Genomic DNA, 14,230 nt, shown 5'->3' with positions numbered 1-14,230 from the left:
CGGCGTTGTTTCACGTGAAACAACGCCCCTCATTCGTTGGTGCGGGCGTGCTGGAGTGCGATGCTGACGCGCCGCCGCCGAAGCATGGCCAGCGAGACGATGGCGTAGAGCACCGCCACGGTGACGACCACGACGACGGACCGACCGTCAGGAGGCAGCGCGAGCGCGGACATGCCGGCCGCCGCGACGAAGGCGACGTTGAACAGCACGTCATAGAGCGAGAAGACCCGGCCTCGATAGGCGTCGTCCACGGATGTCTGCACCTCGGTGTCCGTCGCGATCTTCGCCCCCTGGGTCACGAGCCCCAGAACGAAGGCCGCCACCAACATCGGGCCAGGGGTGAACGGGAGCCCCAGGGCGGGCTCCAGGACGGCGGCCGCTCCCGCGCAGCCGGCCAGCCAGCCGTAGCGCCCGAAGCGCCCGACCGCCCATGGAGTCATGACGGCGGCGACGAAGTACCCCGCGGCCGATGTGCCGAGCGCGAGGCCGAGGAGAGCCAGACCGTCGGACTCGCCGTCCGCCCAGGCGTAGCGACACAGCATCAGCACCGTCACCGTGAGCGCTCCGTAGCAGAAGCGGAGCACCGTTATGGCCGCGAGCGCGTGCGCCGCGTCCCTTCGCTCGGCCAGATGGCGCAACCCCGCGACCAGACCGCGTGCGGTCGTGGTGATGGCCTCCCGCAACGGCACATGGTGCAGATTCGGATCCGGGCCGAGAAGCGCGCGGGGCAAGGTCATGGCGACAAGGGCCGACAGCAGGTAGAGCACCGCGCCCAGCAGGACCACGGCGGCGTCGGATCCGTCCGTCAGTAGCCGGATGGCCAGGGCGAGACCTCCGCCGGCGGTGGCGGCCAGCGTTCCGGCCGTCGGGGAGAGGGAGTTGGCGAGGACGAGCTGCTCGGTCTCGACGACACGGGGCAGCGCGGCGGACAGCCCGGCCAGCACGAAGCGGTTCACCGCGGTGACACAGAGGGCCGAGACGTAGAAGAGCCAGTCCGGAACGGCGCTCAGGAGCAGCAGGGCCGTGCAGCAGGCCAGCGCGGCACGCAGCAGGTTGCCGTAGAGGAAGACCTGGCGGCGGGGCCAGCGGTCGAGCAGGACTCCCGCGAAGGGGCCGATCAGCGAGTACGGGAGCAGCAGCACGGCCATGGCGGAGGCGATGGCCCCCGGCGTCGCCTGGTTCTCCGGCGAGAAGACGACGTAGGTGGCGAGCGCGACCTGGTAGACGCCGTCGGCCGACTGGGAGAGGAGTCGTACGGCGAGCAGGCGACGGAAGTTCCGAAGGCGCAGGAGGGCGCCCAGATCACGCACGACTGGCATGTGTGCAAGGGTCACACATGTGGGGGGTCTCCGGGCGGATTGCCCGGAGACCCCCCACGTGGAGAAGCAACGGTGAAGCGGTGACCGTCGGGTCAGCGCTCGACGTCGCCGTTGATGAACTTCTCGACGTTCTCGCGGGCCTCGTCGTCGAAGTACTGGACCGGCGGGGACTTCATGAAGTACGAGGAAGCCGAGAGGATCGGGCCACCGATGCCGCGGTCCTTGGCGATCTTCGCGGCGCGCACGGCGTCGATGATGACACCGGCGGAGTTCGGGGAGTCCCAGACCTCCAGCTTGTACTCCAGGTTCAGCGGGACGTCACCGAAGGCACGGCCCTCGAGGCGCACGTACGCCCACTTGCGGTCGTCCAGCCAGGCCACGTAGTCCGAGGGGCCGATGTGGACGTTGTCCGAGCCGAGTTCACGGTCGCGGATCTGCGAGGTGACGGCCTGCGTCTTCGAGATCTTCTTGGACTCCAGGCGCTCACGCTCGAGCATGTTCTTGAAGTCCATGTTGCCGCCGACGTTCAGCTGCATCGTGCGGTCCAGGATGACGCCCCGGTCCTCGAAGAGCTTCGCCATCACGCGGTGCGTGATGGTGGCGCCCACCTGGGACTTGATGTCGTCGCCGACGATCGGGACACCGGCCTCGGTGAACTTGTCGGCCCACTCCTTGGTGCCGGCGATGAACACCGGGAGAGCGTTGACGAAAGCGACCTTGGCGTCGATGGCGCACTGCGCGTAGAACTTCGCAGCCACTTCGGAGCCGACGGGCAGGTAGCAGACGAGGACGTCGACCTGCTTGTCCTTGAGGACCTGGACGATGTCGACGGGGGCGTCCGCCGACTCCTCGATCGTCTCGCGGTAGTACTTGCCCAGACCGTCGTGGGTGTGGCCGCGCTGGACGGTCACACCGGTGCTCTGCACGTCGGCGATCTTGATGGTGTTGTTCTCACTGGCGCCGATGGCGTCCGCGAGGTCGAGGCCGACCTTCTTCGCGTCGACGTCGAAGGCGGCGACGAACTCGACGTCACTCACGTGGTAGTCGCCGAACTGAACGTGCATCAGGCCGGGCACCTTGCCGGCCGGATCGGCGTCCTTGTAGTACTCGACGCCCTGCACCAGCGAGGCGGCGCAGTTGCCCACGCCGACGATGGCTACGCGAACCGAACCCATGCCGATTGCTCCCTGTGTGTTCTCGGTGTTCCCCGACCACGCCTTGCGGGTCCCCGGGGATATCACTTGGTGTCGTCGGACGGATCCGGCCGGGTGTCGTCCCGGTGCCGGGGCAGGCCGCCCGTCTCTCCTGATGTGTCGTGCTGAGTGGAGCCGTCGGGCGAGGATCGTCGCTGATCCCGCCCCGACCGCTCGCTCTCGATGAGCTCGTTCAGCCAGCGCACCTCGCGCTCCACGGACTCCATGCCGTGCCGCTGCAGTTCGAGCGTGTAGTCGTCGAGCCGCTCGCGGGTGCGGGCGAGAGAGGCGCGCATCTTCTCGAGGCGCTCCTCCAGCCTGCTGCGGCGTCCTTCGAGCACACGCATCCGCACGTCGCGTTCCGTCTGCCCGAAGAAGGCGAAACGAGCAGCGAAGTGCTCGTCCTCCCAGGAGTCAGGACCGGTGTGCGAGAGCAGCTCCTCGAAGTGCTCCTTACCTTCTGCCGTCAGCCGGTAGACGATCTTGGCTCGGCGCCCGGACAGGGACGACGCGGGGGCGACCCCGCGGCCCGTGGCGGGCGGCAGAGCCGGAACGCTCCCCGGCTCCTCGATCAACCAGCCGCTGGCCACCAGTGTCTTGAGGCAGGGGTAGAGCGTGCCGTAGCTGAAGGCGCGGAAGATCCCCAGCGATGTGTTGAGCCGCTTGCGCAGCTCGTACCCGTGCATGGGGGACTCACGGAGCAGACCGAGTACGGCGAATTCGAGGATGCCGGAGCGTCTGCTCACCTTCGCCTCCTCCTCCGTCCGGTGCTTCCGCGGGCCGCTGGACCCACCGTATGCCGTGCTGATGTATCGAGTCGATACATCAGCACGATAGATCGACTCGTGATGTTCGACAAGGGGGAGGTCCGTGAGCGGCGTCACATCCCGGATTCATAGGGAGTGACTTGCGTAATTTGGGGTGAAGTTCGGTCTCCGGAGGTTTTTGACCGTGCGTAGTCTGTGCGGCATGCAGACCACCGGGAACCGTGAGACGCCGCCGCGCGTCAGTTATCGCGGACTGCCGGATGTACTGCGGGTGAGCCTTCCGCAGGGCTTGTCCGCAATTCGGGGGGACCGGATCTCAACTGCCGCTTCCAGGCGCTCTCGCCTGCCCGAGGAGTAGTCGTTCGATGAGCGAGCACCGTCGTAAAGCGCCGCAACCGCAAGGTGGGGGTCGCGCAGCGGCCAGACGAGCCGCCCAGCAGTCCGGCGGCCGCCGTTCCGACGCATCACGCAGAGCCACAACGTCATCACCGTCCGAAGCGCACGACGGGGACGCGTCGTACGGCGGCCGCGCCGAGGCCCGTCGGGCCGCGCAGCGCGGTGGCGGTGGCGGTGGTGGCAGGCGAAGAGGACCCGGCGAAGGCCGTGGCCGGGGACGCGAGGCCTCGGGCAAGAAGCGCTTCATCGACTACCCACGGGCCGGCAAGTACGGGTTCCGCCGCTGGGTTCCGTCGTGGAAGCTGGTCTCCGGACTGTGTCTGGGCTTCCTGGGCCTGCTGATGGGTGCGGCCAGCATCGCGTACGCGCTGGTGGTGCCTCCGAAGCCCAACATCGACGCCACCGCACAGAACAACGTCTACTACTGGGCCGACGACACACAGATGGTTGCCACGGGAGGTTCGGCCAACCGTCAGGAGCTCGACTACGCCCAGATCCCCAAGGCGATGCGGAACGCCGTCATCTCGGCCGAGAACAAGTCGTTCGAGACCGACCAGGGCATCGACCCGATGGGTATCGCCCGCGCCTTCTACAACATGGCGAAGGGTGGTGACACCCAGGGCGGATCGACGATCACCCAGCAGTACGTGAAGAACTCCATGTTGTCCCAGGAACAGACCCTGAGCCGGAAGGTCAAGGAACTCTTCATCACGCTCAAGGTCGGTGAGCAGGTGTCGAAGGACGACGTCATGGCGGGGTACCTCAACGTCTCCTACTACGGCCGGGGTGCTTCGGGCCTTCAGGCCGCGGCACGTGCGTACTACGGCAAGGACGCCGGTGACCTGGACGAGAGCGAGTGCGCCTTCCTGGCGACGCTGCTCAAGGGCGCGAGCTTCTACGACCCCGCGGGGGCGCAGGACGTCATCTCCACGGCCACGCCCGAGGCGAACACGGCCCGGGCGAAGAAGCGCTGGAGCTGGATCCTCGACGAGGAGGTCAAGGACGGCCGGCTGAGCGCGGCCAAGCGCGCGACGTTCAAAGAGTTCCCCATGCCGAAGCAGCTGAAGAAGGACGCCAAGCTGGGGGGCCAGACCGGATACCTGGTCGAGCTGGCCACGAAGTACTTCCTTGCGAACAACAAGGAAGGCGTCACCGAGAAGGAACTGGCCAGGGGCGGCTACGAGATCCACACGACCTTCGACCGTAAGAAGGTCATCCAGCTCGAGAAGTCCGTCAACAAGGTGTACAAGGCCAAGATCGACCCGAAGGCGCGTCCCGACAAGGACACGCACGTCCAGTTCGGCGGCGCGTCGGTGGACACCAAGACGGGTGCCATCCTCGCCACGTACGGCGGTCAGGACGCGACGAAGCACTACACCAACAACGCCGACGCGACCGGTGCGCAGGTCGGTTCGACGTTCAAGCCGTTCGTGCTGGCCGCAGCCATGGAGTACGGGAAACGTGATCCCGAGGGCGGCGAGCAGCAGGGCGAGTCGGAGCGCACGCCCGTCTCGCCGAAGAGCGTCTACAACGGTGACAACAAGCTGAAGATCAACAAGTACGACGGCACGGTCTGGCAGAACGAGGAAGGCAAGGAGTGGCTCCAGACCAACGACGGAGACCACGACTACGGAGATATCACCCTCCGGCATGCCATGCAGGAGTCCGCCAACTCCCCGTACGTCCAGCTCGGTATGGACGTCGGCACCGACAAGGTGAAGGAGGCCGCCGTCGCGGCGGGGCTGCGTGACGACGACTACATGGCGAACTCGACCGTCCCCTCGTTCTCCATCGGGACGTCGTCGCCCAGCGCCATCAGGATGGCCGGCGCGTACTCCACCTTCGCCACCAGCGGCAAGCAGCGGGAGCCCTTCTCGGTCTCCGAGGTCAAGCACAAGGGCGAGATCATCTACCAGCACGACACGGTGAGCAAGAACGCGTTCCCCAGTGCCGTCGCGGACAACGTCACCGATGTGCTGAAGAACGTCGTCGAGAACGGGACCGGTACTCCCGCGCAGATCCCGGGACGTGATGTGGCCGGAAAGACGGGTACCACGGACGGCAACAAGTCGGCCTGGTTCGTCGGCTACACCCCGCAGGTCTCGACGGCCGTCAGCATGTTCCGGATGGACGACGACGAGAAGACGAAGAACCGCGAGTTCCTGGAGATGTACGGGACGGGTGGTGAGACATCCATCCACGGTGCCTCGTTCCCGGCGCAGATCTGGCACGACTACATGACCGACGCGGTGAAGGGCATGAAGGTCGTCAGCTTCCCGAAGCCGGAACCGATCGGCGACACGCTCTACGGCGGTGGCGCGTCCAGCCCGAGCCCGTCGCCGAGCAGCCCGTCGCCTTCGCCTTCGGAGTCCAGCAAGGAGCCCGACGAGCCGTCCCCCAGCGCGACGACTCCGTCGCCCTCCCCGGACACAACGTGCGCGCCGCTCGACTGGGAGTGCAAGAACAACCAGAACGGCGGGACCACCAGCGGCAACGACGACGAAGGAACCACGGACGGGTCCTCCGACGGCGGTACGGACGCGGGGGCCGACGGCGGGGCGGACAGCGGAACCACCGACGGGACGACCGACGGAACGACCGACGGGACGAGCGAGGGCGGTCGCGGCGGAATCTGGGGCGGCGGCTGACCGCACCAGGAGCGGCGTCAGCGCGCTTCAGAAGGGCCGTCGGCACCTGCCAGGTGCCGACGGCCCTTCCGTGTGTCCCGGGCCTGGGCCACGCCCGCACACAGCGCCGTACGGCAGGATGTGCGGCATGCCAAGCGCAGAAGACACGAACGTGCACAAGGAGCCGTCCGTCGTACCGCCCACGCGGCAGGACGAGATCGCCGCGGCGGGCAGCGAGCTGATCGGCGGGCCCGTGGGCCGCTGGGCGCGGTTCGGGACGGGACCGCTCACACCGGTGCGTGTCATCGCGCTCGTGGCCATCGGGATGTTCGCACTCGGCATGGTGCAGAAGATCCCCTGCTACGACTGGGCGTGGTTCCGCGGCACCAGTTCGCAGTACACGCACGCGTGCTACTCCGACATCCCGCATCTCTACGTCGGGCGCGGTTTCGCCGACGGCCTCGTGCCGTACGTCGACCGGCTGAGCGGCGACATGTCGTACCTCGAGTACCCCGTGCTGACCGGCCTCTTCATGCAGGTCGCGTCCTGGCTGACGTTGACCCCGTCCTCGGACCCCGCGCAGCAGCGCGAGCAGATGTACTGGATGGTCAACGCGGGCATGCTGCTGGTCTGCGCCGTGATCCTCGCGGTGTGCGTCGCCCGTACGCACCGGCGGCGCCCCTGGGACGGGCTGCTGGTCGCGCTCGCCCCCGCGCTCGCGCTCACCGCGACGATCAACTGGGATCTGCTCGCCGTCGCGCTGACGGCGGCGGCGATGCTCATGTGGTCGCGCGGCAGGAATCTCGCGTTCGGCATCCTCATCGGTCTCGCGACCGCCGCCAAGCTCTACCCCGTGCTGCTTCTCGGGCCCCTTCTGGTGCTGTGCTGGCGGGCCGGCAAGTGGCGGGAGTACGGCTCGGCGGTCTTCGGCGCGGCGGCCGCCTGGCTGGTGGTGAACCTGCCGGTGATGCTGTACGCCCCGGAGGGGTGGAAGAAGTTCTACACGTTCAGCCAGGAACGGCAGATCGACTACGGCTCGTTCTGGCTGCTCATCACCCAGCGCACCGGCCGGCCCATCGACGTGTCCACGGTGAACACGGCCTCGGTCCTGCTGATGGTCGTGCTGTGCGCGGGGATCGCCGGTCTGGCACTGACCGCCCGGCACCGGCCACGCTTCGCCCAGCTGGCGTTCCTCGTGGTGGCCGCGTTCATCCTGACGAACAAGGTCTACTCACCGCAGTACGTGCTCTGGCTGATCCCGCTGGCCGCGCTGGCCAGGCCTCGCTGGCGGGACTTCCTGATCTGGCAGGCCTGCGAGGTCATGTACTTCCTGGGGATCTGGTTCTACCTCGCGTACACCACCAGCGGCGACAAGCACCAGGGGCTGCCGCAGGAGGGCTATCAGGTCGCGATCGTCCTGCATCTGGCGGGAACGCTCTACCTGTGCGCCCTGGTCGTCAGGGACATCCTGAGGCCGGAGCGGGACCCCGTACGGCGCGACGGGTCCGACGATCCTTCGGGCGGGGTGCTCGACGGGGCGCGGGACGGCACGGCACTCCTGCAGGTCCAGGCCCATCCCGGCCGGCACGCGGCACCCGCGGTCGAGGGACCGCGGGTGGAGTGGGGCACCGAGGGACGAGCGGCCTCCGACTGAGTACGGGCGGTTCGGTCTACCGGTCCACGAGGCGGTCGAACTGGGTGGTGGTGTGGCGCAGGTGGGCCACCAGTTCGTCGCCGACCCTCGGCTCCTGGGAGTCCGACGGCACGAAGAGGATCGACACCTGCATGTGCGGCGGCTCGGCGAACCAGCGCTGCTTGCCCGCCCAGACGAACGGCGACAGATTGCGGTTGACCGTGGCGAGCCCGGCGCGCGCGACGCCCTTGGCACGCGGCATCATCCCGTGCAGGGCCTTCGGCGCCTCGAGGCCGACACCGTGGGAGGTACCGCCGGCGACGACCACGAGCCAGCCGTCGGACGCGGCCTTCTGCTGGCGGTAGCCGAAGCGGTCCCCCTTGGCCACGCGCGTGACGTCGAGCACCGCGCCGCGGTACTCCGTCGCCTCGTCGTCGCCGAGCCAGAGCCGGGTGCCGATGCGTGCGCGGAAGAGGGTCTGCGGGAACTGCTGCCGCAGTCGGGCCAGCTCCTCGGCCCGCAGATGGCTGACGAACATCGTGTGCAGCGGGAGGCGGGCGGCGCGCAGCCGGTCCATCCAGGCGATGACCTCCTCGACCGCGTCCGACCCGTCGGTGCGGTCGAGCGGCAGGTGCAGTGCGAAACCTTCGAGACGTACGTCCTCGATGGCCGCGTGCAGCTGGCCGAGCTCCTCCTCCTTCACGCCGTGGCGCTTCATCGAGCTCATGCACTCGATGACCACCCGCGCGCCCACCAGGGCGTGCACGCCGTCCACGGAGGAGACGGAGCGGATGACGCGGTCGGGCAGCGGCACCGGCTCCTCGCCCCGGCGGAAGGGCGTGAGGACCAGCAGGTCGCCGCTGAACCAGTCCTTGATGCGGGCGGCCTCGTACGTGGTCCCGACCGCGAGGGTGTCGGACCCGAAGCGGATCGCCTCGTCGGCCAGGCGCTCGTGCCCGAACCCGTAGCCGTTGCCCTTGCAGACCGGGACAAGACCGGGGAACTGGTCCAGCACTGACTTCTGGTGCGCCCGCCAGCGCGCGGTGTCGACGTAGAGGGAGAGCGCCATGGCCGGCCCGGAACCTTTCTGGTGGCTGCGGTGTGAGTGAGAGAGCGTAGTGGCTGGTGGAGGGAGCCCTCAGCGGCGCGACATGTACATGTCGAGTGCCTTGTGCAGCAGCTTGTTGAGGGGGAAGTCCCATTCGCCGATGTATTCGACGGCCTCGCCGCCGGTGCCGACCTTGAACTGGATGAGGCCGAAGAGGTGGTCGGTCTCGTCCAGCGAGTCGCTGATGCCGCGCAGGTCGTAGACGGTCGCGCCCATCGCGTAGGAGTCGCGGAGCATCCGCCACTGCATGGCGTTGGAGGGGCGGACCTCACGGCCGATGTTGTCCGAAGCGCCGTAGGAGTACCAGACGTGCCCACCGACGACCAGCATCGTGGCGGCCGACAGGTTCACGCCGTTGTGCCGGGCGAAGTACAGCCGCATGCGGTTGGGGTCCTCGGAGTTGAGCACCGACCACATGCGCTGGAAGTACGAGAGGGGGCGTGGCCGGAAGTGGTCGCGCACGGCGGTGATCTCGTACAGCCGCTGCCATTCGGCGAGGTCCTCGTAGCCGCCCTGGACCACTTCCACACCGGCCTTGTCGGCCTTCTTGATGTTGCGCCGCCAGAGCTGGTTGAAGCCCTTGAGTACGTCTTCGAGCGAGCGGTTGGCCAGCGGCACCTGGAAGACGTAGCGGGGCTGGACGTCACCGAAGCCGGCGCCGCCGTCCTCGCCCTGCTGCCAGCCCATCTTCCGCAGCCGGTCCGAGACCTCGAAGGCGCGAGGCTCGATGTGGCTGGCCTCGACGTCGCGCAGCCGCTTCACATCGGGGTCCTGGATGCCCGACTTGATGGCGGGCGAGTCCCAGCGGCGGATGACCACGGGAGGGCCCATCTTCACCGAGAAGGCGCCCTGCTGCTTCAGGTGGGCGAGCATCGGCTGGAGCCACTCGTCCAGATTCGGCGCGTACCAGTTGATGACCGGCCCCTCGGGGAGGTAGGCCAGATAGCGCTTGATCTTGGGCAGCTGGCGGTAGAGCACGAGCCCGGCGCCGACCATCTCACCGCTCTTGTCGAACCATCCCAGGTTCTCCGAGCGCCACTCGGTTTTCACATCAGCCCACGCCGGGACCTGGCAGTGACTGGCCGAGGGCAGATTCTGGATGTACGCCAGATGCTGCTCTCGGCTGATGGTCCTCAGGGTCAGGCTCATGCGGGGCGCTCCTCGGCAGGTGTGTCCCCATCGGTCAGGGGCTCCGGCTCTCGCGCCGAAGCCTACTGTGGCCGAGGCGCACCCGGCCCGGCCCCGTCGGGACCGGGCCGGGTGCCGCCCGCGCCACGGCTCTGCCGGTCAGGTGATCACGCCGCCGAAGAGGCCGCCGTGCGCCATGCCGAGGAGGAAACCGACGCCGGACGAGCCGATGCTCATGATGAAGGCGAACCGCTGCCAGGTGGTCCTGGAGATGTACTGGCCGTAAGCACCGGTCAGGATGCCGACGAGACCCGCCCACGAGCTGATCAGGTGCAGGTTGTGGAACATCGCCGTCACGAAGGCGAGCACGCCGAGTACCCCGGCCACCACCATCAGTGTTTCCTGGAGCGGATGCGGCCTGCCGTCCGTTGCGAAGAGAGAACCGGTGGCCGGACGGGGGGTGGCCGTCCGGGAAGACGGACGGCTGCCTGCGGGCCGGATGGTCTGTGCCATGGAGCACCTCCTGGCGGGAAGGGCGGCGCAATGTCGTGCCTCTCACACCGCGTCTGACTCGATTGTGCGCCCTGAACACCGGATTTCAACCGGAAGGTGGTCTGCGGGTACTCTGTACGGTCTGCACCGGTGTCTGCCTCCAGCCAGCGCTGCGACCCCCGTCGAATCCGAAGACGGGCGTTGTCAGTGGCGGCTGTTTTACTCGGAGACACTGTTGCTCACGCATCACGACCCTCCTGCCACGGAACGACCGTGGCCGCTGAGTCCAAAGGAGGTGGGTTCCACATGCGTCACTACGAGGTGATGGTCATCCTCGACCCCGATCTCGAGGAGCGAGCAGTCTCCCCGTTGATCGAGAACTTCCTCTCCGTCGTCCGTGAGGGCAGCGGAAAGGTCGAGAAGGTCGACACCTGGGGCCGTCGTCGTCTCTCTTACGAGATCAAGAAGAAGCCCGAGGGCATCTACTCGGTCATCGACCTGCAGGCCGAGCCTGCGGTCGTCAAGGAGCTCGACCGACAGATGAACCTGAACGAGTCGGTCCTCCGGACCAAGGTCCTCCGTCCCGAGACCCACTGAGCATCTAGCTCAGCGGTCATCGGGTTCGAGTAGCAAGCAGCCAGAAGCAATCCCCGCCGAGAGGTTCACCCATGGCAGGCGAGACCGTCATCACGGTCGTCGGCAATCTCGTCGACGACCCCGAGCTGCGCTTCACCCCGTCCGGTGCGGCGGTCGCGAAGTTCCGTGTCGCGTCCACTCCCCGCATCTTCGACCGGCAGACCAATGAGTGGAAGGACGGCGAAGGCCTGTTCCTCACCTGCTCGGTCTGGCGTCAGGCGGCGGAGAACGTCGCGGAGTCGCTTACGCGAGGCATGCGCGTCGTCGTGCAGGGCCGGCTGAAGCAGCGGTCCTACGAGGACCGTGAGGGCGTCAAGCGCACGGTCTACGAGCTGGACGTCGAAGAAGTCGGCCCCAGCCTGAAGAACGCCACGGCCAAGGTCACCAAGACCACGGGTCGCGGTGGCCAGGGCGGCGGTCAGGGTGGATACGGCGGCGGCCAGCAGGGTGGCGGCAACTGGGGCGGCGGTCCCGGTGGCGGTGGCCAGCAGGGCGGCGGCGGTGCTCCCGCCGACGACCCGTGGGCGACCAACGCTCCGGCCGGCGGCCAGCAGGGCGGGGGCCAGCAGGGCGGCGGGGGTGGCTGGGGCGGAAGCTCCGGCGGCTCCGGCGGCTCTTCCGGCGGCGGCTACTCGGACGAGCCTCCCTTCTAGGGCTGCTCGTACCCCCACTTCTTGATCACACAGGAGAAACACCATGGCGAAGCCGCCTGTGCGCAAGCCTAAGAAGAAGGTCTGCGCTTTCTGCAAGGACAAGACCCAGTACGTGGACTACAAGGACACGAACATGCTGCGGAAGTTCATTTCCGACCGCGGCAAGATCCGTGCCCGCCGCGTCACCGGCAACTGCACGCAGCACCAGCGTGACGTCGCCACGGCAGTCAAGAACAGCCGTGAGATGGCGCTGCTGCCCTACACGTCCACCGCGCGATAAGGGAAGGGTGACCGAATCATGAAGATCATCCTCACCCACGAGGTCACTGGCCTCGGTGCCGCCGGCGACGTCGTGGACGTCAAGGACGGGTACGCCCGCAACTACCTGGTTCCGCGTGGCTTCGCCATTCGCTGGACCAAGGGTGGCGAGAAGGACGTGGCGCAGATCCGCCGCGCCCGCAAGATCCACGAGATCGCGACGATCGAGCAGGCCAACGAGATCAAGGCCAAGCTCGAGGCCGTGAAGGTCCGTCTGGCTGTTCGCTCCGGCGACGCCGGCCGCCTCTTCGGCTCCATCACCCCGGCTGACATCGCCTCGGCGATCAAGTCCGCCGGTGGTCCGGACGTCGACAAGCGTCGCGTCGAGCTCGGCTCGCCGATCAAGACGCTGGGCGGACACCAGGTGTCCGTCCGCCTGCACCCCGAGGTTGCGGCGAAGCTCGGTATCGAGGTCGTCTCCGCCTAAGGGCACAGCTCAGTTCTCTGAGAGCTAGGTGAAGGGCCGCACCCTCTGGGTGCGGCCCTTCGTCGTATCTCTTTGCTGCGCGCCCCTCGTTGTTTCACGTGAAACCGAGGGTCCCCCGGGCGTGCTTCTTCAGCGCGTAGCTCCGGTCACGATCCAGCGGCCGGACCGCGTGCGCGCCCACAGCGTCACCAGCCGGACGGTCATCATCAGCGCCATCGCCGCCCAGAGGGCGGTGAGGCCTCCTCCCCAGCTGGGGACGAGCAGCGCGACCGGGGCGAAGACAGCCAGGGTCAGGACCATGGCCCAGGCGAGATAGCGGCCGTCCCCCGCCCCCATGAGCACACCGTCGAGCACGTAGACCACACCGCAGATCGGCTGGGAGAGTGCCACGACCAGCAGCGCCGGCAGCAGAGTGTCCTTGACGGACGTGTCGCCCGTGAACAGCGGGACGAAGAGCGGTCTGGCGAGGATGATGACCGCTCCGAGTACCACCCCCGAGGCCAGCCCCCACTGAACCATCCGGCGGCAGGCCTCCCGGGCGCCCTTGGCGTCGTTCGCGCCCAGATAGCGGCCGATGATGGCCTGCCCGGCGATGGCGATGGCGTCCAGTGCGAAGGCCGTAAGGCTCCAGAGGGACAGGATGATCTGGTGCGCGGCGACATCCGTGTCGCCCAGGCGGGCGGCGACGGCTGTGGCGATCATCAGCACGGCCCTGAGCGAGAGCGTACGGATCAGCAGGGGTACGCCTGCCTGGGCGCTGGCTCGGATGCCGGCGGCATCAGGGCGCAGCGATGCCCCGTGCCGACGTGCCCCGCGCACCACGACGAACAGATAGACGAGCGCCATGCCTACCTGGGCGATGACGGTCCCCCATGCGGATCCCGCGATCCCCAGCCCGGCGCCGTAGACCAGGACGGCGTTGAGGACGCCGTTGGCCGCGAATCCGCCGATGGCGACATAGAGCGGTGTCCGGGTGTCCTGCAGTCCCCGCAGTACACCCGTCGCCGCGAGCACCACGAGCATGGCGGGGATACCGAGGCTGGAGATCCGCAGATACGTGGTGGCGTAGGGTGCCGCGGTGTCGGACGCCCCGAAGATGTCGACCAGCCACGGTGCGAGGGGGAGCGCGGCGACGACGACGGCGGCACCGATCAGCAGGGCGAGCCAGATACCGTCCATGCCCTGCCGGATGGCGGAGGACAGATCTCCCGCGCCGACCTGGCGGGCGACCGCGGCTGTGGTGGCGTAGGCGAGGAAGACGAAGATGCTCACCGCGGTCGTCAGCAGGGCGGCGGCGACGGCCAGGCCCGCCAGTTGCGGGGTGCCCAGATGGCCGACGATGGCACTGTCGACCATGACGAAGAGGGGCTCGGCGACCAGCGCGCCGAAGGCCGGAACGGCGAGTGAGATGATCTCGCGGTCATGCCGACGGCGGGAGGGTGCCTGTGCCGTGTGCGCCTTGGTCATGGACGCCAATCTAATCTTCCACAGGTAAGAGATGCAATCGATCTGTGGTCCTTACCAGGTGTGGGT

The 14,230-nt window shown here is 67.8% G+C and carries 13 protein-coding genes; 6 read left to right on the top strand and 7 right to left on the bottom strand.

Translation table 11 applies throughout. From position 1 onward, the window contains the following. Nucleotides 1–29: 29 nt before the first annotated feature. The 3 genes from OG623_RS17255 to OG623_RS17245 all read right to left on the bottom strand — a co-directional run bounded on the left by OG623_RS17255 (nucleotide 30) and on the right by OG623_RS17245 (nucleotide 3,258). Nucleotides 30–1,319: an MFS transporter gene (locus OG623_RS17255; protein ID WP_406147496.1), complete on the bottom strand. Its 1,290-nt coding sequence runs from the start codon at nucleotides 1,317–1,319 to the stop codon at nucleotides 30–32. Nucleotides 1,320–1,411: 92 nt separating this feature from the next. Next, a complete protein-coding gene (locus OG623_RS17250) occupies nucleotides 1,412–2,494 on the bottom strand; it encodes an inositol-3-phosphate synthase (protein ID WP_406147495.1) in 1,083 nt (360 codons plus the stop codon). Between the two features lie 62 nt (nucleotides 2,495–2,556). Then, the gene (locus OG623_RS17245; protein ID WP_406147494.1) at nucleotides 2,557–3,258 is read right to left on the bottom strand and encodes a helix-turn-helix transcriptional regulator; all 702 of its coding nucleotides are present in this window, start codon (nucleotides 3,256–3,258) and stop codon (nucleotides 2,557–2,559) included. 386 nt (nucleotides 3,259–3,644) lie between these two features. Between OG623_RS17245 and OG623_RS17240 the strand changes: the two genes are divergently transcribed. Then, nucleotides 3,645–6,323 carry a transglycosylase domain-containing protein gene (locus tag OG623_RS17240; protein WP_406147492.1) on the top strand — a complete coding sequence of 893 codons (2,679 nt, stop codon included), beginning with the start codon at nucleotides 3,645–3,647 and terminating at the stop codon, nucleotides 6,321–6,323. A 127-nt stretch (nucleotides 6,324–6,450) separates the two neighbouring features. Then, nucleotides 6,451–7,956, top strand: a complete 1,506-nt coding sequence (locus OG623_RS17235) for a glycosyltransferase family 87 protein (protein WP_406147490.1) — start codon at nucleotides 6,451–6,453, stop codon at nucleotides 7,954–7,956. A gap of 16 nt (nucleotides 7,957–7,972) precedes the next feature. On the opposite strand, the gene OG623_RS17230 is transcribed toward OG623_RS17235, so the two are convergent. The 3 genes from OG623_RS17230 to OG623_RS17220 all read right to left on the bottom strand — a co-directional run bounded on the left by OG623_RS17230 (nucleotide 7,973) and on the right by OG623_RS17220 (nucleotide 10,684). Beyond that, nucleotides 7,973–9,004 carry an alanine racemase gene (locus tag OG623_RS17230; protein ID WP_406147489.1) on the bottom strand — a complete coding sequence of 344 codons (1,032 nt, stop codon included), beginning with the start codon at nucleotides 9,002–9,004 and terminating at the stop codon, nucleotides 7,973–7,975. A gap of 69 nt (nucleotides 9,005–9,073) precedes the next feature. Beyond that, nucleotides 9,074–10,192, bottom strand: a complete 1,119-nt coding sequence (locus OG623_RS17225; RefSeq protein WP_406147488.1) for a lipid II:glycine glycyltransferase FemX — start codon at nucleotides 10,190–10,192, stop codon at nucleotides 9,074–9,076. A 138-nt stretch (nucleotides 10,193–10,330) separates the two neighbouring features. Beyond that, nucleotides 10,331–10,684: a hypothetical protein gene (locus tag OG623_RS17220; protein WP_406147486.1), complete on the bottom strand. Its 354-nt coding sequence runs from the start codon at nucleotides 10,682–10,684 to the stop codon at nucleotides 10,331–10,333. 285 nt (nucleotides 10,685–10,969) lie between these two features. On the opposite strand from OG623_RS17220, the gene rpsF reads away from it, so the two are divergent. The 4 genes from rpsF (at nucleotide 10,970) to rplI (ending at nucleotide 12,697) form a co-directional block, all read left to right on the top strand. Then, nucleotides 10,970–11,260 (top strand): 30S ribosomal protein S6, encoded by a 291-nt coding sequence (gene rpsF / locus OG623_RS17215; RefSeq protein ID WP_280887590.1) that lies wholly within the window; start codon nucleotides 10,970–10,972, stop codon nucleotides 11,258–11,260. Between the two features lie 71 nt (nucleotides 11,261–11,331). Beyond that, nucleotides 11,332–11,952, top strand: a complete 621-nt coding sequence (locus tag OG623_RS17210) for a single-stranded DNA-binding protein (protein ID WP_406147485.1) — start codon at nucleotides 11,332–11,334, stop codon at nucleotides 11,950–11,952. Between the two features lie 43 nt (nucleotides 11,953–11,995). After that, nucleotides 11,996–12,232: a 30S ribosomal protein S18 gene (gene rpsR, locus OG623_RS17205; RefSeq protein WP_003967857.1), complete on the top strand. Its 237-nt coding sequence runs from the start codon at nucleotides 11,996–11,998 to the stop codon at nucleotides 12,230–12,232. Between the two features lie 18 nt (nucleotides 12,233–12,250). After that, nucleotides 12,251–12,697: a 50S ribosomal protein L9 gene (gene rplI / locus OG623_RS17200; protein ID WP_362886356.1), complete on the top strand. Its 447-nt coding sequence runs from the start codon at nucleotides 12,251–12,253 to the stop codon at nucleotides 12,695–12,697. Nucleotides 12,698–12,826: 129 nt separating this feature from the next. Here the strand turns inward: rplI and OG623_RS17195 are convergent, their stop codons facing one another. Continuing rightward, entirely contained in the window at nucleotides 12,827–14,164 is a 1,338-nt protein-coding gene (locus OG623_RS17195) for an MATE family efflux transporter (protein ID WP_406147484.1), read from the bottom strand. Nucleotides 14,165–14,230: the final 66 nt, after the last annotated feature.

The organism is Streptomyces sp. NBC_01012 (assembly GCF_045162755.1).
GTDB lineage: Bacteria > Actinomycetota > Actinomycetes > Streptomycetales > Streptomycetaceae > Streptomyces.
This window is presented reverse-complemented; position numbering and strand designations above follow the sequence as displayed.